14 protein-coding genes are annotated in these 22,358 nt (G+C 59.9%); 8 read left to right on the forward strand and 6 right to left on the reverse strand.

Features of this window, described 5'->3' with window-relative positions; all coding sequences use genetic code 11:
• The first annotated feature begins 12 nt into the window (after positions 1 to 12).
• Both ABX749_RS01170 and mgtE read left to right on the forward strand, forming a co-directional pair.
• Positions 13 to 141 carry a Loki-CTERM sorting domain-containing protein gene (locus ABX749_RS01170; protein WP_372894402.1) on the forward strand — a complete coding sequence of 43 codons (129 nt, stop codon included), beginning with the start codon at positions 13 to 15 and terminating at the stop codon, positions 139 to 141.
• Between the two features lie 120 nt (positions 142 to 261).
• The gene (gene mgtE, locus ABX749_RS01175; RefSeq protein WP_372894391.1) at positions 262 to 1,665 is read left to right on the forward strand and encodes a magnesium transporter; all 1,404 of its coding nucleotides are present in this window, start codon (positions 262 to 264) and stop codon (positions 1,663 to 1,665) included.
• A 168-nt stretch (positions 1,666 to 1,833) separates the two neighbouring features.
• Here mgtE and ABX749_RS01180 read toward each other — a convergent pair whose 3' ends face one another.
• Both ABX749_RS01180 and ABX749_RS01185 read right to left on the reverse strand, forming a co-directional pair.
• Entirely contained in the window at positions 1,834 to 2,586 is a 753-nt protein-coding gene (locus tag ABX749_RS01180) for a PP2C family serine/threonine-protein phosphatase (RefSeq protein WP_372894392.1), read from the reverse strand.
• A gap of 99 nt (positions 2,587 to 2,685) precedes the next feature.
• On the reverse strand, positions 2,686 to 3,531 hold the full coding sequence (locus ABX749_RS01185; protein ID WP_145220307.1) for a serine/threonine-protein kinase: 846 nt from the start codon (positions 3,529 to 3,531) through the stop codon (positions 2,686 to 2,688).
• A gap of 236 nt (positions 3,532 to 3,767) precedes the next feature.
• Between ABX749_RS01185 and ABX749_RS01190 the strand changes: the two genes are divergently transcribed.
• From ABX749_RS01190 to ABX749_RS01205, 4 genes are all read left to right on the forward strand, one after another.
• Positions 3,768 to 4,838 carry a succinylglutamate desuccinylase/aspartoacylase family protein gene (locus ABX749_RS01190; protein WP_372894393.1) on the forward strand — a complete coding sequence of 357 codons (1,071 nt, stop codon included), beginning with the start codon at positions 3,768 to 3,770 and terminating at the stop codon, positions 4,836 to 4,838.
• A gap of 24 nt (positions 4,839 to 4,862) precedes the next feature.
• Positions 4,863 to 6,092: a 30S ribosomal protein S6--L-glutamate ligase gene (rimK, locus tag ABX749_RS01195; RefSeq protein WP_145220311.1), complete on the forward strand. Its 1,230-nt coding sequence runs from the start codon at positions 4,863 to 4,865 to the stop codon at positions 6,090 to 6,092.
• A gap of 352 nt (positions 6,093 to 6,444) precedes the next feature.
• Complete coding sequence (locus ABX749_RS01200) at positions 6,445 to 10,812, forward strand: PVC-type heme-binding CxxCH protein (RefSeq protein ID WP_372894394.1); 4,368 nt, start codon at positions 6,445 to 6,447, stop codon at positions 10,810 to 10,812.
• 189 nt (positions 10,813 to 11,001) lie between these two features.
• Positions 11,002 to 12,423: a sulfatase gene (locus ABX749_RS01205; protein ID WP_372894395.1), complete on the forward strand. Its 1,422-nt coding sequence runs from the start codon at positions 11,002 to 11,004 to the stop codon at positions 12,421 to 12,423.
• A gap of 123 nt (positions 12,424 to 12,546) precedes the next feature.
• On the opposite strand, the gene ABX749_RS01210 is transcribed toward ABX749_RS01205, so the two are convergent.
• From ABX749_RS01210 to ABX749_RS01225, 4 genes are all read right to left on the reverse strand, one after another.
• Positions 12,547 to 13,878, reverse strand: coding sequence for an amidohydrolase family protein (locus ABX749_RS01210; protein WP_372894396.1), 1,332 nt, complete (start codon positions 13,876 to 13,878; stop codon positions 12,547 to 12,549).
• 2 nt (positions 13,879 to 13,880) lie between these two features.
• Complete coding sequence (locus tag ABX749_RS01215; protein WP_372894397.1) at positions 13,881 to 17,177, reverse strand: amidohydrolase family protein; 3,297 nt, start codon at positions 17,175 to 17,177, stop codon at positions 13,881 to 13,883.
• Between the two features lie 102 nt (positions 17,178 to 17,279).
• Positions 17,280 to 18,557: a transaldolase family protein gene (locus tag ABX749_RS01220; RefSeq protein ID WP_372894398.1), complete on the reverse strand. Its 1,278-nt coding sequence runs from the start codon at positions 18,555 to 18,557 to the stop codon at positions 17,280 to 17,282.
• 75 nt (positions 18,558 to 18,632) lie between these two features.
• The gene (locus ABX749_RS01225; protein WP_372894399.1) at positions 18,633 to 19,247 is read right to left on the reverse strand and encodes a DedA family protein; all 615 of its coding nucleotides are present in this window, start codon (positions 19,245 to 19,247) and stop codon (positions 18,633 to 18,635) included.
• A 439-nt stretch (positions 19,248 to 19,686) separates the two neighbouring features.
• On the opposite strand from ABX749_RS01225, the gene ABX749_RS01230 reads away from it, so the two are divergent.
• On the forward strand, positions 19,687 to 20,637 hold the full coding sequence (locus ABX749_RS01230) for a hypothetical protein (protein WP_372894400.1): 951 nt from the start codon (positions 19,687 to 19,689) through the stop codon (positions 20,635 to 20,637).
• Between the two features lie 128 nt (positions 20,638 to 20,765).
• The coding region (locus tag ABX749_RS01235; protein WP_372894401.1) for a WD40 repeat domain-containing protein at positions 20,766 to 22,358 on the forward strand (1,593 nt) is incomplete at its 3' end.

Consider the following 22,358-nt stretch of genomic DNA (forward strand, 5'->3'; position numbering starts at 1 on the left):
GGAATCTACGGCATGAATTTTGAACACATGCCTGAACTGCACTACCGCTATTCCTATCCCATGCTGTGGCTGGTGATGACGCTGACCGGTGTCGCGATGCTGTACTTTTTCTGGCGCAAAGGCTGGATCGGGCGCGGCTAATGCTTTGGCTACGGCTTCAACCCTAAGATTCAATCTTGATGGAGCACTCCGCCATTTCACCCGGCTAACGATCGATTCAAATGAAAGGTTTCCGTTTTGACGACACCCGACGAACCCACCGTGCGCGACTCGACCGGCGAACTTGACTCGCTCTCCGGCGACGTTGCCGTGTCCGACCGCCCCTGGGAAGAACTCTCCCGCTTGGCCGAACAGGGTGACGCCGAGCGGCTGGAAGAATTTCTTTCGGAACTTTCGACGACCGACCAGGCACTGGCGCTGAGTCGGTTGGACGAAATCCATCGTGTGCAGGTATTGGAGGGGTTGGACGCCGAAGACGCGGCGGATTTGATCGCGGCGCTGCCCGAGGTCCAGGCCGCCGAGGCGATCGCGTCACTGGAACCGGACACCGCCGCGGCGATCGTCCACGAATTGCCCAGCGACGAACAGGCCGACGTCCTGGGCGATTTGAGCGACCAACAGGCGGCCGCCATCCTGGACGTCCTGCCCGACACCGAGGCCGACGCGGCCCGCCAATTGGCGGCCTACGAAGACGACGTCGCCGGCGGAATGATGGTGCTGGAGATGCTTCGCTTTACCCCCGACATGACCGTCGCGGACGTCATCGCCGAGCTGAATTCCAACGCCGAGATCTACAGCGATTTTGATGTCCGCTACGCCTACGTCTGTGAACACGACGGTTCGCTGGTCGGGGTGCTGCCGATGCAAAACCTGTTGTTCGTCAAACGCGGATCCAAACTGGCCGATCTGATGATCACCGATCCGATCTCGGTGCTCGACACCACGCCGCTGGATGACCTGATCGAACTGTTCGACGCCCATCACTTTCTGGGCGTTCCGGTGGTCGACCACGACGGACGCCTAAAAGGAGTCCTGCACCGTGAAGCGGTCAATTACGAAGAAACCCGCGCGGCCGAAAGCGACTACCTGAAAAGCCAGGGGATCGTGGGCGGCGAGGAACTGCGTTCGATGCCGCTGTGGCTTCGTGCCCGCCGACGACTGAGCTGGTTGAGTATCAACATCTTGCTCAATATCGGTGCCGCCGCGGTGATCGCCTACTTTCAAGAAACCCTGCAGGCGGTGATCGCATTGGCGGTCTTTTTGCCGATCATCAGTGACATGAGCGGCTGCAGCGGCAACCAAGCGGTCGCGGTCAGCATGCGTGAACTGTCGCTCGGTTTGGTGCGTCCCTCGGAAGTCTTTCGCGTTTGGTGGAAAGAGGTTTCGGTGGGGTTGATCAACGGCGCGGTCTTGGGGTTGCTGGTCGCCATCTGTGCCGTGATCTTTGACGGCAACGGCTACCTGGGGCTGGTCGTCGGGGTCGCGTTATTCGCCAACACGATCGTCGCGGTTTCCATCGGCGGCGTGGTGCCGCTGGTGCTGAAACGATTCGGGTTTGACCCCGCGGTCGCCAGCGGACCGTTGCTGACCACGGTGACCGACATGTGCGGCTTCTTCTTCGTGTTGGGTTTAGCCACACTGCTGCTCTCGCGCCTCGTCAGCTGACAAAGTGGCCCAAGCATTCCGAGTGGCCTAAGCTTCCGAAAGTGGCGTAAGCTTCCAGCTTGCGTCCCGGCAAGCGAAGCTTGCCCCCCTACCACACGCCAAGCTAAAGCTTGCGAAGCGGCAAGCTGGAAGCGTGCCCCACTGCGACACCGAAAGCTTACCCCACTGCTAGGGCGTCAGCATGACGATACTCAAATCGTCCGGCTTGCCGTGCTCGGAGTGCATCCGCTCGGTCGCCTGATCGACCAGCGAGCGCATGCGTTTGATCGGCGGACCGACCCTGGCGAGCGCGCAAACCTCGTCCAGATGCAAGTTATCGAACAGCCCATCGCTTGCCAGCAGGATCGTATCGAGTGCGGCCAGGCGAACGGCCGGTCCGATTTCGATGTGCATGCTCTTGGAACCGACCAGATTGGAGACGTAGTGGCGTTCGTCGTGGTGCATCGCTTCGTCTTCGCCCATCATGCCGGACTGGATGGCATAGCCGACCGGTGAATGGGACGTCGATTTCCACTTGACCAATCCACGTTGGCCGACGACGAGCGCCATGGAGTCACCGACTTGGTAGCCGCGGGCGACGCGATCCTGAACTTCGATCACGGTCAGCGTGGTCGCCGCGCCGATCGCGAGTTCCAGGATTTCGGAATTGGCCCGCTCGATCCCGTCGAGAATCAATGGCCGGAGATCACCGCTGGCGGTTTGGGACGCCACGCTGTCGCGCAGACATTGCATGGCGATGGCCGACGCCTTGTGCCCGACCGGAGCCCCCCCGACACCGTCGGCGACGGCCAACACCAACCCGCCACCCAACGTTCCGATGACCGCAGCACTGTCGTCATTGGGGTCTTGCTTGCCCGGGCAGGTGCGGGCAAACGCCAGCACACGACCTTGGTCATGGCTGAGGACCTCAGGTTCGTCCATCGCGCTTTCGAGATAGAGTCGCGTCGGTGAGGGAGAGTTGTCGGGGAGCAAACGTGAGCCCTGCGGCGTCGGTGTGGAAACAAAGTGCCCGGAAACGATTTAACTCGATTTTCGTTTACGAATGGCGTGGCGAATCGCCTTCATCCGTGATTTCTCCCAATCCTGGGCCATTTTACCGGCATCGGCGTACCGATCGCGCGGTTTGACGGCAACGGATTTACGGATGATGCCGATCAGGTCCGGATGAACGCGTTTGCGAATCGTCGCCGCGCCGGGAAAAGGCCAGTCGAAGGGGTACTCGGGCCATTTGCTGGAAAACAGGCGATAGGCGATCAAGCCGAGCGAAAACACGTCGCTGCGGGTCGACGGTTTTCCCATCGCCTGCTCCGGGGGCATGTAGCCGAGTGTTCCGGTCCCGGAACCGTTGATCGTTTGCTGAGCGACCTTGGCGATCCCGAAATCAGCCAGCCGCAACCAGTCGTCATCAAACAGCAGGACGTTTTCGGGCTTGATGTCGCAGTGAATCACGCCCATCGAATGGGCATAAGAGACCGCTTCGAGCAATTGCGACATCAATTCGAAGCCGAGTTCGAAACGCATGCGTTTGGTCAACCGATCATTGAGCGTTCGTTTGGCCAGCGGAGACACGATGACAAAATGCCCGTCAATGAACCGGGCGTCGCGGATCGGCAGGATGTTGGGGTGATCCAATTCGATCGTCAACTTGACCTCACGGCGAAACTCATCGATCAGCTCGGGCGTGACCCATCGTGAATTCGGGATTTTTAGCGCCACCTTGGTCGAAAGCAGGGTGTCGGTGGCGGCGTAAACGTCGGCGAATCCTCCCTGTCCGATCCGTCGGTTGAGCCGATATTTTCCCAGACGGCTTCCGACTCGAAGTCGCGGGGCATCGCTGGAGATGGGGTAGTCAGTTCGTTTTGCCATGCCTTTGTCGTCAACACCTGATGACCAGGGGACCCGTTTGTCGTCGCTCGTCGTTTTCGCTCCGCATCACTTTAGCGTCCATCCGGCGACTGCTGCGAGCGGTCGACTGCGGCGCGCGGTCGACTGCTGCGACGCAGAGAATCGCCCGCTGCAAAGAACGCACCACTTTCCCTATAATAGGAGACGATTTGCCCAATACTCATTGAAAGCTGCGCGCTTTGCGATCGTCTTTTCCCATGGTCCCAGGTTCTTCTCATTCTTCCAGCCAAACTTGGTTCGGCAAGTCCGTCGCTCCCGGCGAATCGGTCAACTCGGAATTGTTGATCACCGAAAGCTACAGCAGTCGGGATGTTGGGATTTCCTTGCGGGTGATTCGGGGGCTTCGCGACGGCCCCACGGTTTTCGTCTCCGGCGCGCTCCACGGCGATGAAATCAACGGCACCGGTGCGATCCGGTCGCTGATCGCCGACAACGACTTACAACTCACCGCGGGCACCGTCGTCCTGATTCCGGTGTTGAACGTGCTGGGGTTCGAGCGGCACTCACGGTATTTGCCCGACCGCCGAGATCTGAATCGTTGCTTTCCCGGCAACGCCAGCGGCAGCATGGCGACACGGATGGCCAAGGTGATCTTTGATGCCATCGTACGCCGCTGTGATTACGGAGTCGACCTCCACACCGCCGCGGTGCGGCGGACGAATTACCCGAACGTCCGAGCCGACTTTCGCAATCCCGACTGCATGCGACTGGCCGAAGCCTTCGGAGCCGGCGTGATCCTCGATGGCAAAGGCCCCAAGGGCTCGCTGCGCCGCGAAGCCACCCTGGCGGACTGCCCGACGATCGTGGTCGAGGGCGGCGAAGTCTGGAAGGTCGAACCGTCGATCGTCGAATGCATGAGACGCGGCGTCCTGAACGTGCTGAAAAAACTGGGCATGATGGAGGGTGATCCTGAACTGCCGATCGGGCAGGTCAAGATCAGGCAAACCAAGTGGATTCGCGCCGAACGTGGCGGATTCATGGACTTGCACGTCTCCCCGGGCAGCACCGTCACCGCCGGGCAGCCGATCGCGACCAATAGCACGTTGGTGCACCAAGACCAGAATCAACTGCTCGCCCCCTTTGACGGGATCGTGATCGGGATGTCGACCCTGCCCGCGGTCCAGCCCGGCGAGCCCGTCGTTCATCTGGGACGACTGGCCGGAGCCAAAAGCGCGCGGCGCGTGGAAAAGCACTCACAAGCCGACGAAGTGCAACGGACCGCCCAGGAACATCTCTCGACCAACATCCAAATCGTCGATCCGAATTAACCCCCAACCCTTGACCGCAACGCCATGAAACTCGGAATCCTCTCGCGAAGCATCCGCTGCTACAGCACCCGCCGACTGCGCGAGGCCGCCATCCAACGCGGTCATCAGGTGAAAGTCCTGGACACGTTGAAATTTGCCATCGACCTGAAACCCGCCGAACCGGATCTGTTCTTTCGCGGCAGGCACCTGTCCCATTACGACGCCGTGCTGCCTCGAATCGGGGCCTCCATCACCCAGTTCGGCACCGCGGTGGTCCGGCAGTTCGAACAGATGGATATCTTCACCACCAACTCCTCGGCCGGCATCTCCAATTCCCGCGACAAGCTTCGCAGCCTGCAGATCCTCAGTCGACACCAGATCGGGATCCCCGAAACGACCTTCGTTCGTGACAAACGGGACGTGCTGCCGGCCATCGAACGCGTCGGCGGCTCCCCGGTCATCATCAAACTGCTGGAAGGCACCCAGGGCATCGGCGTGCTGTTGGCTGAATCGGTCAAGGCCGCTGAAGCGATCGTGGAGCTGCTGCAAAGTCAGAAGCAAAACGTGCTGATCCAAAAGTTTGTCGCCGAAAGCAAGGGCAAAGACATTCGTGCGTTCGTCGTCGGAGACCAGGTCGTCGGCGCCATGCGGCGCGTCGCCCAAGGCCAAGAGTTTCGTAGCAATGTGCACCGGGGTGGCGTGACCGAACCGGTCGATCTGCCCGATGACTATCGCGAGGCCGCCGTCCGGACCACCCAAATCATGGGGCTGAGAGTCGCCGGCGTCGACATGCTCGAAGGCAAAGACGGCCCCCAGATCATGGAAGTCAATTCGTCCCCAGGACTGGAAGGGATCGAGCACTGCACGCAACTGGACATCGCCGGTTCCATCATCGACTACATCGCCGCCCAAGTCGATTTCCCCGAAATTGATTTGCGGCAACGACTGACCGTCAGCCGCGGTTACGGTGTGGCCGAAATCCATATCCCCGAAGGATCCGAGTTCGTCAACAAGACCGTCCAGTCATCGGGACTGCGCGAAAAAGACATCAACGCGCTGACTCTCTACCGGGGTTCAACCGTCATCCCCAACCCACGCTCGGATCGCGAATTGATGGCCGGCGATCGACTGCTGTGCTTCGGTAAACTGGAACTGATGCGAGGATTGATTCCCAAGAAGACGCGGCGAATCCGCAAGCCCAAAGTCCTCCACCTGCCCGACCTGCCCGTCGCCCACGAAGCCATGACCAGCGATCCCGAAGAGTCGAGTTCGTAAGTCGTCAATCGCGATCGATCGACCCATCGATGCCATGCATGACCCCGGCAGGGAACGCTGGGATGCATTTGTTAGCGGCAGGGCGCGAGCCCTCCGGTCTTGCACCGCGTTTCCAGGCAGATACCGGACGGCTCGCGCCGTTCCGCTAACAGCTGCCGTTTTATTATTAGCGACAGAACGCAAGCCGATCCCACCCGCACGCCCCCCTGCGTGAAATATCACAGGACCAGTGCGCAATAATACATACCCTCCGCGGCGGCGATGCCTACACTGTAGGGACACCACGGACCGCTCTCCTCACGCCTCCCAATCGAGTCACTGCGAATTCCCCAAGCAGGTTGACCCACCGCCCATGAAAACCCTGACGTCCTTCTTCAGTCTTCTGATCGCCGGCGTGACCCTCTTGCCGGGCCAGTCGTCCCACGGCGACGACATCCAGGTGTTGTTTCTTGGTGACAACGGACACCATCAACCCGGCATCCGATTCCGCGAACTCGAACCGGTCCTGCGGACCCGCGGCATCGCGATGACGTACACCGACCAGATGTCGGATTTAACGTCGTCGAAGCTGGAGCAATACGACGTCTTGGCGGTCTATGCCAACATTGACGAAATCGCTCCCGACCAGGCCGACGCCATCCTGGAATACGTCCGCGGGGGCGGTGGGTTTGTGCCGTTGCACTGTGCGACGTACTGCTTTCGCAATGCCCCCGAAATCGTCGCCTTGATGGGCGCCCAATTTCAACGCCACGGCACCGGCGTTTTCCGATCCGAAGTCGCCGCGCCCGACCACGAACTGATGAAGGGATACGGCGGGTTCCAGAGCTGGGATGAGACCTACGTGCATCATTTGCACAACGACACCAACCGGACCGTTTTGGAGTACCGCACCGACCAGGAGGGCCGCGAACCGTGGACGTGGATTCGGACCGAGGGCCAAGGCCGCGTTTTCTATACCGCTTGGGGACACGACTCGCGGACTTGGACGAACCCCGGATTCCAGAATCTTGTCGAACGCGGGATCCGCTGGGCGGCGAAACAGGATCCTTCGGCCGCCGGCACCTACCTGGCCGATCAAGCCTTTCCCGTTCCCGCGATGACCAAGATCCCCAGCGACGCAGCGGCATTTGAATACGTCGACGTCGGTGGCCAGATCCCCAACTACACGCCATCGAAGCAATGGGGCGTTCAGGGCAAACCGCTGAACCTGATGCAAAAACCGCTCGCGCCCGAAGCGTCGATGCAACACCTGGTGGTCCCCGAAGGCTTTCATGTCGAACTGTTCGTCTCCGAGCCGACGCTCGGCGGCAAGCCGATCTGCATGGCATGGGATGAGCGTGGACGGTTGTGGGTCGCCGAGACCATGGACTATCCCAACGAACTGCAACCGCCTGGCACGGGGCGCGATCGCATCCGCATCTGCGAAGACAGCGACGGCGACGGCCGGGCCGATACGTTCACGGTGTTCGCCGAGAACCTCAGCATCCCGACCAGCATCGCGTTTTCTCGCGGTGGCGTGATCGTCCAGAACGCGGTCGAGACGCTTTACCTGAAAGACACCGACGGAGACGATCGGGCGGACGAACGTCGCGTGTTGGTTTCCGGATGGGATCTCGGCGACACCCACGGCGGTGTCAGCAACTTCCAATACGGTCTGGACAATTGGATCTGGGCGATGCAGGGGTACAACAATTCTCAGCCCATCGCGGGTGGTCAGACCGAGCGATTTCGGATGGGATTCTTTCGCATGCGTCCTGACGGAAGCGAAATCGAATTCATCCGCTCGACCAACAACAACACGTGGGGACTGGGGATCAGCGAAGAGGGCTTGATTTTCGGATCGACGGCCAACGGATGCCCGAGTGTTTTCATGCCGATCCCCAACCGGTACTACGAACGCGTCCGCGGCTGGACACCGTCGCTGACGCTGCAGTCGATCGCCGACACCAATGATTTTCAACCGATCACCGACAAGGTGCGGCAGGTCGATCATCACGGCGGATACACCGCCGGCGCCGGCCACGCCCTCTACACCGCCCGCGAGTATCCTCGCGAATACTGGAACCGAGTCGCCTTCGTCAACGGTCCGACCGGACACCTGGTCGGCACGTTCGTGTTGCGTAGCGAGGGCAGTGATTTCCAATCGACCAGCCCCTTCAATCTGCTGGCCAGCGACGACGAATGGACCGCGCCGATCATGGCCGAAGTCGGCCCCGATGGGCATGTCTGGGTGATCGACTGGTACAACTACATCGTGCAGCACAACCCGACGCCGGAAGGTTTCAAAACCGGCAAGGGCCGTGCGTATGAGACGGAACTGAGAGACAAAAAGCACGGTCGTATTTACCGCGTCGTTCCGGATGGTTCTGCGGGAGCCGCCGTGCCTGATCTGTCCAAAGCCGATGCGGCCGGACTCGTTGCCGCGCTGACCCACCCGACCATGCTGGTTCGCAAACACGCCCAGCGGTTGTTGGTCGAACGCGGCCAGCGCGATGTCGCTGAGGCCTTGATCGAACTGGTGAGCGACCGTCAGGTGGATGAGATCGGATTGAACGTCGGCGCAATCCATGCCCTTTGGACGATGCACGGCCTGGGCTTACTCAACGGTGATCACACAGCGGCCGACCAAGCGGTTGTTTCCGCGCTCCGGCACCCGTCGGCCGGAGTTCGCCGCAACGCCGTCGCCGTGCTGCCCCCGTCGGTCGACTCGACCCAAGCGATCCTGGACGCCAACTTGCTCGCCGATCGAGACGCCCATGTGCGGGTCGCAGCGTTGCTGGCCCTGTCCGATTTACCGACCCAATCCAATGCGGCAACGGCGCTGACGGCGGTGCTCACCCATCCGGTCTCGATGGCTGACCGCTGGACACGCGATGCGCTGACCAGCGCCGCGGCCAACAGCAGCGGTCCGTTTCTGAAATCATTGGCGTCCGTCGCCGAGGTGTCCGATCAAGCCATCGAACTGATCACGATCGTCAGCGAGCACCACGCCCGCGGCGGTGACAACGACGATGCAGCCGAATTGCTCGCCGCGCTCCACGCCGCCCACCCCGCAGTCGTCGAAGCGGTATTGCAGGGATTCAGTCAGGGCTGGAAACCCGGACAAACGGTCACGCTCGACGACACCGTCGAAGCCAACTTGGAGAAATTGGTCGAACGCGTTTCGCCGGGGTCCAAGGGCTTGCTGGTGCGACTGGCAACCCGCTGGGGCAGCAAACGATTCTCTCGCTACGGCAAAGAGATCGCCGACGGATTGTTGACCGTCGTTCGCGATTCGAAAGCCGAGGAAGCAGACCGAGTCGCCGCCGCGTCTCAGCTGGTCGAATTCATGCAGGATGACGGCGACGTCGTGATGGACTTGCTCGACGAAGTGACTCCGCAAACACCACCGTCGGTTTCGCTGGGAATCATCGCGGCCTTGGAAAAGAGTCGTTGGGAAGACGTCGGTGTCGAATTGGTCGATCGGCTCGCCACCATGACGCCGGCGCTCAAAAAGGCGACGTTCTCGCAATTGCTCAAGCGTCCCACGTCGACCGCCGCGCTGTTGGACGCCGCCGAGTCGGGTGATGTGTCGCTGGATGAATTGGCACTCGATCAAAAACAATCGCTCGCGGCGCACCCGGACCGTCGACTTCAACGCCGCGCCCAGAAACTGTTTGAACAAGGCGGATCGCTGCCCAACGCCGATCGACAACAGGTCCTCGACAAATACCTCGTGACGACCGAGCGCAGTGGCGACGCGGACAAGGGACTGGCGGTCTTCAAAGAACATTGCTCCAAGTGTCATGTCCACGGTGACATCGGCGTCGCGATCGGTCCCAATCTGACCGGGATGGCGGTTCACCCCAAGAAGGAATTGCTCACGCACATCCTCGACCCCAGCCGAAACGTCGAAGGCAACTTCAGGGCGTACAGCCTGCTGAGCGTCGATGGGATCGTGCTGACGGGGATGCTGGCGTCCGAATCGCGGACGGCCGTCGAGTTGATCGACACCGAAGGTAAGAAGAAGAGCGTGCTGCGCGAAGACATCGAACAATTGCGGATGTCGACCAAATCGATCATGCCCGAAGGATTCGAGAAATCAATCTCCATCGAATCGATGACCGACTTGTTGGAATTCCTTACCCAGCGGGGCCAGTTCGTTCCGCTGCCCCTGGATAAATTCGCCACCGCGGTCAGCACCAAGGGGCTGTTCAGCATGTCCGACAACGGCCCGGATCGAATGGTTTTCTCGGATTGGAAACCCAAAACGTTCAAAGACGTTCCTTTCCTGCTGACCGATCCGCTGGGTCAGACCAAGCCGAACATCATCTTGCTGCACGGCCCCAACGGCCCCTTGCCGCCCAAGATGCCCAAGTCGGTTTCGCTCCCGTGCAACAGCCCCGCCAAAGCGATCCACTTGCTGAGCGGAGTCGGCGGTTGGAGTTTCCCCTACGATCGCCGCAAGACCGTGTCGATGATCGTGCGACTGCATTACGCGGGCGGTGAAACCGAAGACCATGAACTGGTCAACGGTGTCCACTTTGCCGATTACATTCGACGCGTCGATGTCCCGGAGAGCGAATTCGCGTTTGCCCTCGGCGGACAGCAGATCCGCTATCTGGCCGTGATGCCGAAGCGGCACGACGTGATCGACACGATCGAACTGGTCAAAGGCCCCGACAACACCGCACCGATCGTGATGGCCGTGACGGTCGAGTCGCTGGACGCAAAACATTGACGGCGCCTGCGAAGGATGGTGCGGAAATGCAACCGTTGGTGTTTTGCCTTGAGGCGATTCCCGGTCGCTGCGACGCAGCGATCGGATTCTCCCACGATGCTCGCGATTTCGTTTATCCTGGTTGATCCTATGACGTGCACCCCGAATCGAAGGTGCGCCATCCAACCTCCCGCCTTCCAAGAACGAACCATGCTCCGTGTCACCGCGATCCGCTTTGCGCTGATTTGCTTTGCCTTGTTCCTGCCGCGTTGTCTCTCTGCGGCGGACGCCAAACCGAACTTTGTGATCATCTTCGCCGACGACCAGGGCTACGGCGACCTGGGCTGTTTCGGATCGACCAAAATTAAAACGCCGAACATCGATCGGATGGCCGCCGAAGGCCGACGGTTCACCAATTTCATGGTCGCCTCCCCGGTCTGCACCCCGTCTCGGGCCGCCCTGCTGACCGGATGCTATCCCAAACGCGTGGGGATGCACCAGCACGTCCTGTTCCCCGCGTCGACCAAGGGGCTCAATCCGACCGAGCACACCATCGCTGATCATCTGAAAGCCCAAGGCTATGCGACAGCCTGCTTTGGCAAATGGCACTTGGGGCATCATCCCGAAACGCTGCCACAACAAAACGGGTTCGACACGTACTTGGGGATCCCCTACTCCAACGACATGAACCATCCCGACAACAAGGGCAAGCCCAGGGTGCCGTCGGACGAGTTGTGGAAGAACCAGGAAAGCGCGATCACGCTGTGGAACACGCCGCTGATGGAAAACGAAAAGATCGTCGAGTTGCCGGTCGATCAACGCACCGTCACCCGACGTTACACCGACCGAGCGGTCGAGTTCATCAAAGCGAATCAAGACAGTCCGTTCTTCGTGTACCTGCCGCATTCGATGCCGCACATCCCGTTGTACGTCCCCGAAGACGCGTATGACCCCGATCCGCAAAACGCGTACACCTGCGTGATCGAGCACATCGACGCCGAAGTCGGACGGGTGATGGACACGATTCGCGAACTCGACTTGGCCGACAACACGTACGTGATCTACACGTCCGACAACGGTCCCTGGTTGCAATTCAAGAACCACGGCGGTTCGGCCGGTCCGTTGCGGGCCGGCAAAGGCACGACGTTCGAAGGCGGCCAACGGGTGCCCTGCGTGATGTGGGGTCCCGGTCGCATCCCCGCCGGAACCGAGTGCGACGAGCTTGTCGGCACCATCGACTTGCTGCCCACGATCGCCGCGATCACCGAATCGCCACTTGCCAAAGACCGCAAGATCGATGGCATGGACGTCTCGGGGCTGCTGACCGGAACCTGGGATCAAACGCCGCGTGAGGAGTACCTGTACTACACGTCACACGGCGCGATCGAAGGCCTGCGGAAAGGCAAATGGAAACTGTTGGTCAAAAAGAATCGTCCACCCCGCAATCGGCCGAACGCCAAAGTTCCGCCGCCGGAGATTCTGTTGTTCGATTTGTCGCAAGACATCGGCGAACAGACCAACCTGGCTTCGGAAAAACCAGAACTCGTCGCTTCGATGCGTTCCCGGATGGAAGAGTTGGACGCCGAGATCACCGCCAACGCGAGAGAACCCTGGCACAAGCAGCAAAAGTAGGTCACGCTGTGCGTGACGGAACGTAGGTCACGCTGTGCGTGACAGAACGTAGGTCACGCTGTGCGTGACAGAACGTAGGTCACGCTGTGCGTGACGGATGGCATGCACAGCATGCCCTACGGTTCACGGACTCTCGTACTTCCGACGATACTTCTCGGCCAGCGTCTTGTGCTTGCTGCCCAGGTCCACTTCCGCACCGGCGACGTAGGCGGCGGTGACATTGGATTCGGTCTGCAAGACATCGCCGTCGACGACGATCAACGTGGCGTCTTTGCCGACGGTAATCGAACCGACGCGATCGCCCACACCCATGATCTCCGCCGGTGACAACGTGATCGCCCGGAGAGCTTGATCGGCCGGCAAACCGTACGCCACCGCGACGGCGGCATGGTACGGCAAGTTCCTGGCCGCCGCTCCGCCACCGGGACTGCCCGCCCCCGCACCACCGATCGCGAAACGGATCCCCGCGTCCATCAACCGGCGTGGCAGCGTGTAGGGGTGGTCATAGGGATCATGGCGTCGCAGCGGCAATCGATACGTCGCGTGGACGATGACCGGCACATCGTATTTCTTCAACATCGCCGCACACAGCGGTGCGTCATAGCCGCCATAGATGATCGGCCGGATCCCGCGTGCAACGCAAAACGAAACGGCCGCCTCGATTTCACGTCGCGAATCGGCGTCGATGATCATCGGCGTCGTGCCTTCCAGCACCGGCACCAACGCTTCGAGTCGCAGATCCGTCGGTGTCGCATCGGGGCGTGCCTGTCGGGCGATGGCATAGCGAGCCGCAGTCTCCAAACGATCCGAAAGTCGTTTCAATCGTTCATCGCGTTCTTTGGCACGATCCGCTTCGTTGCTTTTGCGCGAATCATAACCGCGCCAATCGACCACCAACCCGGTATCGCCCTTGAGCAGCATGTCTTTGTAGGTCCAGCCGTCCAATTGAATCACGCCCGACTGACCACGGATGTCTCCGCGTTTGGGTGCGATCGACGCCAGCAGCACGCCTCCGGCCCGGGCGACCGGGATCCATTCGCTGTCGGCATTGACCGCGACCCAGGGTCGGAGGTTTCCGTTTTCGTTTCCGACCTCATCGGTATCGATCGTGGAACGCACCGCGTTGACTTCGGCCAGACCGATGTTGGACAGAGATTCCATCAGCCCGGGATAGACGTGTTTGCCGGCGACGTCGACTCTCTGGCATCCCTTCGGCAACGCCACCTTTTTCCCCACCGCGGTGACCTTGCCTTGGTCAAAGACGACAGTGCCGTTTTCGATTTGGCGGCCATCGACGGGATGAATCGTCCCGCCGACGAGTGCGATCGGTTTGGATTGCGGCGTGCCGGGGATCTGGTCGTGCGCGGCGGCGGTGCAGGCGAGGCCAATCATCATCGCAGCGACCGTCGCGACAGCCAGCGTGGCGAGGGACTCTTTCGTCAAACTGTTTCGCATCTTCATCGTTGCACTCCACCGTGGTTGTGTCCGGCGTGTTGGTCTTGTTCGTCGTGGTGGTCGTGCCCATGACAATACTCGTCATATCTCAACCAGCGATCTTCTTCTGCGACCTCCCCTTCTTCGCGACTCGATGCGCCGAAGTCTTTGTCGAGTATTTTTCCGATCAGCAACGAGCGCCACCGCGCATCACGCTGACGGCGCTGACGATCCTGATCGATTGAAAACATCATCCGGCCGTCGACCCAAGTCTGTTCACAGCGGGAAAGTGTCGACAGCGGAGGTCCGCTCCAGACGACCAGGTCGGCGTCTTTGCCGATTTCGATGGAACCCACTCGGTTGTCGATCCGCAACTGTTTGGCCGGATTGAGCGTCACAAACTTCAGCGCCTCTTGCGGTGGCACACCACCGTATTTGACCGCTTTGGCGGCTTCGGTGTTCAAATGCCGCGCCAGTTCGCGATCGTCGCTGTTGAAGGAAACGACGATGCCGACGTCATGCATGATCGCGCCGTTGTAAGGGATCGCGTCGTAGACTTCGAATTTGTACGCCCACCAGTCAGAGAACGCCGACGCCATCGCACCGTGCTGCTTCATACGGTCGGCGACCTTGTAACCTTCCAAAATGTGTTGCAGCGTTCCGATCGTGACATCGAACGTGTCCAGCAAATCCAACAGCGCCACGATCTCGTCCTGCCGATAACTGTGGCAATGGATCCAACGTTCGCCGCGGAGGATTTCCGCTACCGCTTCGAGTTCGTAGTCCACCCGCGGTGGCAACCCGTCTCGCAGCCCGCTGCGCCAACGCCGATGTTGTTCGTCGTATTCTTTGGCGGCCAGAAACCGATCGCGAAACAACTGCTCGACACCCATCCGGCTGGAAGGGTAGCGTGTCGGTGACTCGGAACGATTGCTGCGTTTGACGTTTTCTCCGAGCGCGAACTTGATGCCCGCCGGGGCCTCGGCGAACTTCATCGCCTGCATGCCATCGCCCCAGCGCAACTTGATCACTTGGTTTTGCCCGCCGATCGGATTGGCCGATCCGTGCAAGATGTTGGACGTCGTCAATCCTCCGGCGAGTTGACGATAGATGTTGATGTCGCTGTTGTCGATAAAGTCGCCGACGCGAACTTCTGCCGTCACCGCTTGCCCCGATTCGTTGACACCGCCGTCGGTGGCCATGTGCGAGTGGCAATCGATCAACCCCGGCGACAGGTGCTTGCCACGGGCGTCCACAATCACGCACCCTTGGGGCGGTTCCAGCGAAACACCGACTGCAGTGATCTTGCCCTCGACGACCAACACGTCCGTGTTTTCAAGCACGCCGAGGTCACCACAGGTCCAAACGGTCGCGCCGCGAAACAGAACCGCGGCTGCAACAGGTACGAACTCGGTCACGCCGAGCCCACCGAGCGGATGCGTGATGGCGATTTCATCCAGGATCGAATCGTCCGTTTGATCCGCATCGGATTTGGCCTGGTCGGAATCATCGCTCGCAGCGTTCTCCTGATCATCCTCCTGATTGTCTTCGTCCGACTTCGCGGCATCCGTCTCAGGCGATTCGGCACGTTGCCAGTCCAGTGTTTGCGACGTTCCGTCGGGCAGCGTCAGGGTCGAAAACACGGTCAACGCATCCGCATCAGCGACACTGACGATGGTGATCCGTGTCGGTCCGTCGGGCAATCGATCGTCGGTACCGCCCAGGTCAACCCAAGCGGTCAAGCGATCGACCGCACGGGTGACCTTGTTCAGCTTCGCCGAGGCCTCATCTTCTTTCTTTTCGTCTTCCTTCTCGCTTTTCTTTGCGTCGTTCTTCTTTGCGTCAGAGTCTTTCTTTTTCTTCGATGCGTTGCCGGCCGATTTCTTGGGGAGTGGATTCTCGCTGACCACGTTGCCGGACCACTTTTTCTTTTCCCGTTTCAATTCCAGACGTACTGGGATCCGTTTTCCATCGATCCTGATGTTTGTTTTCCAGTGGCCGACCAGCGCATCGGGATCCGGGTCGGACGAAGCGTCGTGTTCGAATCGTTTTCCCGCCACCCAAGTCTCCAAGACCTTGCCGTCTTTGTCGAACAGGTCTCCCTCGGTCACGACCAGGTTGGCGAGCGATCCGACGCGTACTTGACCGACCAGATCCTCGACGCCGAACAACCGCGCGGGTGTGGTCGTGACTGCGGCCAAGGCGGCATCGGGCGACAAGCCGCGATCGACCGCCACACGGATGTTCTTAAGAAACGTCTTGGGGTCGTCCAACCCGTCGGAGGTCAAACAAAACGTCGCACCGGCCGCGGCGAGCAAGGCGGGATTTTCAGGGGCAAAATGCCAGTGCATCAATTCCAACGAAGTCACGTCGTCGGCGGCCGCTTCGGAGCTGACATCCGGTGCGTCGGGAAAGTCGACGGGAACCAACAGCGGTCGGCCGGCGTCGGCGATCGCATTCAAGTCGCGATACTCCCGCCCCGATCCGCGGATCACCAGATCGAGCGAAAACTCAGCGGCGAGTTGATCGGCTCGCAGTGCCATCCGTTCGTTCGGGGCATCGATGATGAACAGGCCGCCGGTTCGGTCGTCGGCCAGACGGGCCAGGTCGTCATTTCGGGTCGGTCGCGGCAATTCGGGTTTGGCGTTGTACGCTTGCCAGGCACGCGTGTACCACTCCGCGTCGGCCAGCGTTTGACGCAGTAGCGCGATCGCGCCCATCGGCGAATTCGGATAGCTGTCGCGGCGTTTGTCGCGTGGCACGGTCAGTTGCAGGTGCTGCGCGACGTCACTATCAACCAGACTGACGCGACTGGTTCCATCGAGCAACACCAAACAACTCGCCCCCTTCACGATCGCGCCCTGGGGCGCAATCAACCGCATCGTCACACCCTGCGTTCTCGATGCCGCGACATTCGAAACCGACTCGATCGCCGCTGCGGCGGCGCGTCGCGGCAGGACGTTCCCGTTCCAGTGGCCGGTGCCTCCGGTCGGCGGTTCCGGCGTGTCCACTTCGCCATAACCATCAATCAGTCCGGCGTAGATCGTTTTGCCGGTGCAGTCGATGACGAGTGCACCGGCTGGAGGCTTGATGTCGGTGCCCACGGCGACGATCGACGTGCCCTGGATCGAGACCGACGCCGATTCCAATACTTGACCGGGCTGAACGACAACGCGGGCGTCCTTCAAAAACACACGATCCGGGGGATTCTCACGGAGCCCCACGACGGGTCGGGCGTCTCCGGGATCTTGCGCGACCGCAGCTGAAATGGCGAACAGGGTCAGTAAACAGCCGAGTAGGCATTTGCGTTGGCGCAGCATCGTGATCACACAGTCGGCGGGTCGAGTGGGTAGGCTGCGGCCTATTGTAGCTCGACTCTCGCGGCAGTCGTGTCTTCACAAATCGATTTCCCTTGCGTCAGATCAACGCAGATGCTCTGAAATCCGCTGATCGAGTTTTGCCTGGGCGTCGGTAAACGACGCCAGCCCCGCCAATGTCATCAGACTGTCAATCGCGAGGTCGCCGCGGACGATCCCATCTTGCCAGCGTTGGTGGTTGGGGATCTTTCCGTCTTCGGCAATCGTGCTCAGTTGCTCGTCCGCCATCACCGGGAACAGGTCCTCAAGATCGTAATCGGCGGCCATCTCTCGCAACTGGTCACCATCGGTTGGGGGTGAGAGAATCGCCTTTTGCACGAAGGACCGCTCGATCTTTCGCACCGCCCACAACTTTTCCAAGTGCACCGTTTCGGGATCAATCTTGTCAAAGAGATGAACGTCGTAGGTGTCGTGAAGTTGAGATTGCCAGGGATCCTGCAGTGTCTCTTCCGCCTGGCGCGCGACTTTCAGAGGCATCGTGATCACATCGACACCGGCCAGACGCGGCAACTGCGAAGCCTCGCGGAGGCTGGCGGCGATCTGTCGCGTGTCGGTCCTTGGCAATCCGCGGGTGAACGTCGCGACTTCGCCTTGGCTGGCCAACGTCGTTTTCTCTCCGACCAGATTTCCGTCGCCCAACTGATTCTCAGCGACGTATGAATTCAATCGCCCCAGAAACACATTCACGAACGAGGGCCGCGAGAGTGCCGTGGCGACGTAGTTCTGCCGGGCGCTGAACCCGAGCGTACAATTGACGCGAATGTCTTCATCACGGAGTTGCTTGATCGCGATCAGGCCGGCAGGAGTCAGCGGCACCTTGACAATGAAAAACTCGGGACAGATCTGATGACAGCGTCTCGCGTAAGCCAAAGTCGCTTCGGTGTCATTGGCGACATCGGTGTGAAGTTCGACACTCACGTCGCAACGAAACCGCTCGACCAACCGCAACGCATGCCTGACATTCAGGATGAATGCGATCTCACGCAGCAACGCTTGTCCACGCAGGTTGCCAACCAAGTCTTGAGCCGACGGGATCAGGTCGTCATAGATTCCGTTTTGAATCTCGCGGTTCAACAACGTGTTGTTGGTCGTCAGCCCACTGAACTGTTCGTTCCAGAGCGAATCGATCGACTCGATATCACCGCTATCGATCCACAGCGACGTTTCGGCACCGTTGATTCGCTGCCAGAACGAACTCGGCTGGACCTCGCGTGGGGGCGAATCCAGGTCGATGCCATCGTGGACAAAGGCAGCAATGCGTTCGACCTGCGGCGAATCGGGGGAGATGATTTCAATTGATTTGGCGGTGTCTAGGTTTGACATGTTCGCTTACTCCTATCGTTGAATTGTTTCAGATTGAGAGTTTTTGATCTGTAAGGTTGCGGGCTAAGCGTTTCGTCACGGTTTGGCCGCGTGCTGGATCCATCCGGCTTTGACGAATCGGACCAGCCACCACACAAACAGGCTCGCAACAACGGCAGTGCTCACCCAACTCAGTGGCGCCACCAATTGCGAGTAGTGATCAGCCAACCACCAACCCAAGGAGGCGAGTAGTGCCGTCCAAAGTACTGTTCCAAACGCGGTGTACAGACAGAACTTCCCGATCGGCATGGCGGCGAATCCCGCGGGCACGCTGATCAGCGTCCGCAACCCTGGAATCATTCGGCAACTGAACACGGCCCAATGCCCCCATCGCTCGAACCACTTGTCCATCCGCTCGATATCGGAACGAGAAAGGGTCAACCACCAACCGTGTCGTTGCACCCACGCGGTCAATCGTTCTTGTCCCAACCATTTCGCAAAGAGATACCACAGCAGGGCGCCGATGAACGAACCAACGCTACCCGCCGTGACCACACCCACGAAGGACAGGTCACCTTGACTGACGGCGTAGCCAGCCCATGGCATGACGACTTCCGACGGGATGGGTGGAAAAATGTTCTCGGCCAGCATCATCAGACCGACACCGACAAGCCCGAACTGATCAAGAATGTCGTGAATCCAGTCGCTCATACCCGTTTTTCCTCGAAAGAGACCAAAACCGTAGGCGTTGCAAATGAAATGCCGATCCGGAGTCGCGGTCTGGCGCGAGAGCGGCATTGGAAAGCCCTAGACCGCGACGTGAAGCGTCATTTCGTCGGGTTGAAGCCCGTAAGGCTCGCGCCAAACGGCTGATCGTCGTTTGAGATCAGCCGGTTCGCGCCAGCGTCCGGGCGACCCTATTGATGTTCACTTAGCGGCATCGCCCGAAAGCGTGGACACTGGAATCGCGTCACACAGATCGCCACAAAGCCCGGGGGCATGGTCGATTTCGGAGCACCCGTTGGCCGGTGACGCACCCCATTGACCGGCTCGACACCTGATCGACAAACGGATCTTCCACTCTCGACGCTCGATTTGGTATGGGCTCGGTTGCAGTCGCTTCGCCACCAACCGCCTCGCCATGGAAGAAATGATGTCCCCCACCCGGATTGCTAGCTTTGCGTGTGTTGTCGTCCTCGGAGTTTGCACGGCGGCGGGTGCGGATCCGCCGGTCACGGGCTCGGGACCGTTCGCCGACGGCAAGGTGATTCACGCGGTCGGCAGCGGGACGGTTGCTTCGCGGGCGTTGCAGAAAACGTCGTTCACCGTCCCCAAGGGTCAAATCAAGTTTGAGGTTCAAATCCTGTCGGTGGATTCGGAAACGCGCGACAAGATTTACGCCGAACTGGGTGACGAAAAAGTCCAGACGCAGATCACGCAGGTGACCGATCCGTCCGCCGAAATGATCGCCGATGAGGAACTGGACCTTGGCAGCCGACACACCGTGACGACCAGCAGCATTGTCTCCACCGCCGTGATCAGTGCCGATCAAGTCGAGCGACTGTATGTGCTGGCGCAAGAGAGCGACAACAGCAAGGTGCTCGCGCGTCCGAACATCATCGCCGGCGACGGACAAGCCGCCTCGCTGCAACAGCAAGTGCAACGGCCGTTTCTGTCGGATCTGCAGGAGGTCGAGCACGAAGGACAGGTCGCGGTGCAAACCGGCATCCACGTACTCAGCGAAGGCACTGACGTGACGGTCCTGGGCGAGGTCGACGGCGAAGCGTTGAAGGTGCGGACCAAGATCCAACATTCACGAGTGGCCGATGTCAGGCAGCACCACATCTACGGTGTCGGCGAAGGGCAAAAGACGATCCAGGTGCCCAGCCATGAAGTGCGACAGGCGACCGCGACGGCAAGGTTGTTGCCCAAGCAAACGCTGTTGCTCGATCCTTATTTTCAGTCCACCGATCGACCCGAGGCCGTCACGGGTACACCGATCCTATCGAACCTCCCCTACCTGCAAAAGACGTTCAAGCAAGCCGAACCGAAAGCCGTTACGATGAACACGATCGTGTTGCTCAAAGCGAAACAGTTGTAGCAGAGACAAAGGGGTCGCAGAGACAAAGGGGACACAGAGACAAAGGGGTCACAGAGACAAAGGGGTCAGGCCTCTTTGTTGAGCGAATTGCATCAAAGAGGCCTGACCCCTTTTTCGAAAATCACGTCATGTCGCGCGTCGGGAAACTCTTGATCTTGTTGGTGAGTTTGCTCGTTGCGTTTCCTTTTGCGTATCCGCTGTGCCGTTCGTACTTCCGCGGTGATGTCGCGACGATGCAACCGCGTGCCGGTGCGACCAATCGCGTGTCTCCGGTTGGACCGGCCACGGGGAATCCTCCCGTTGCCGACTCGCCGTCGACCGTGACCGTGCCAGATCTACCGAGCCCCGATTTGGTTGCTCCATCGACCGAAGTCTCTCAATCGGGTGGGCAACAAACCTGGCGACTGATGTTGCAAACGCCGGGGGCAGAGCTGAAACCGTTTCGATTGCTTGTGGCTGCCGGTGGTCGATCGTCTGTCCATCCGAACAAGCCGATTCTCGCCAGCCCACGCGGACGTAACGTTCAGTATTGGGACTTGGAAACCGCATCGCTGATCGAAACACGGCGTATCGATCCATCGGCCGACCACACGTTGTTCACCAGCGCAACCTATTCTCCCGATGGTCGGCTGCTCGCATTCGGTTCTCCCTACGGCCCGATGAAGTTGCTGCGACTGGCTGACGACGCTCTGGTGCCGATCCCCACCGATCGCAGCATCAACGCGGATCGGATCGCATTCCATCCCGACGGCCAGCGATTCGTGGCGGTCGGTGAACGCACCCCGGAGGGACGCAACATCCCCAACGCTCACTGGGTCGATCTGCGCAGCGAACAGTCGCATCCATTGGTGTCCGATGAAGTCAAAGTGGTCGATGCAAACGTCAGTGACGACGGAGCATTCATAGCCATCGCGGAAACGCAAGCGATTTCGATTTACGAAACCTCGTCACTGCAACAGCGAGTGCGATTTCCGCTTGCCGAGGAACCGACGCTCGTCACCCCCAGCCCAGACGGAGATTGGATCATCGGATTGACCGACGGAACCGTGCGAACCTGGTCCGCCCAAACCGGTGAGTTTGTGGAAAACGGGAATCTTCAATCCGGCCCCCGACGCGTGATCGCCATGGACCGATTCGACGACAGCAATCGATTCTGTGTCTTGACGGGCGAGGAAGAGATACTGATCTGGGACCGTGGCACGGGGTCGACTCGTGTCATCGGGCACCACGAGACCGCGCACTGCATCAGCGCCCTTGGCGGGCAGCAGGGCGTCATCACGGTCGGATACAACAACGGAACACGCATTTGGCACCTTCCTAGCGAGGACGCCATCGGTTCGGGGTCTGGTCGCGAGTCTTCTGCCGATTCGGTTTTGGCTTGGTCACTGGTCACCGCGTCGTCAGACGGTTCAAAAATCGCAGCCGTCGGCAAGTACGTTCACGTCTGGAATGTCGGCGACGGGAAATGCATCACAGCATTCGAGCCTAAAACGCGTTGGATTCATGACGTTCACTTGTCGCCCGATGGATCGTTGATCGCGCTGGTCGGTCAGGGATTGACGACGGAGGTCTGGTCGGTGAACGACGGCCGTCCGCTTGCCGACTATGCCGATCCCGCAGGGGAATCTCGATGGCCGACCAATATTGATCGTCGATCCCGATGTGTCCGTTTTTCTGAGGATGGCCAACAACTTTTGGTGGCCGAACAGGATGCACTTCGA

It is taken from the genome of Stieleria sp., from assembly GCF_041595215.1.
GTDB classification, from domain to species: Bacteria; Planctomycetota; Planctomycetia; order Pirellulales; family Pirellulaceae; genus Stieleria; species Stieleria magnilauensis.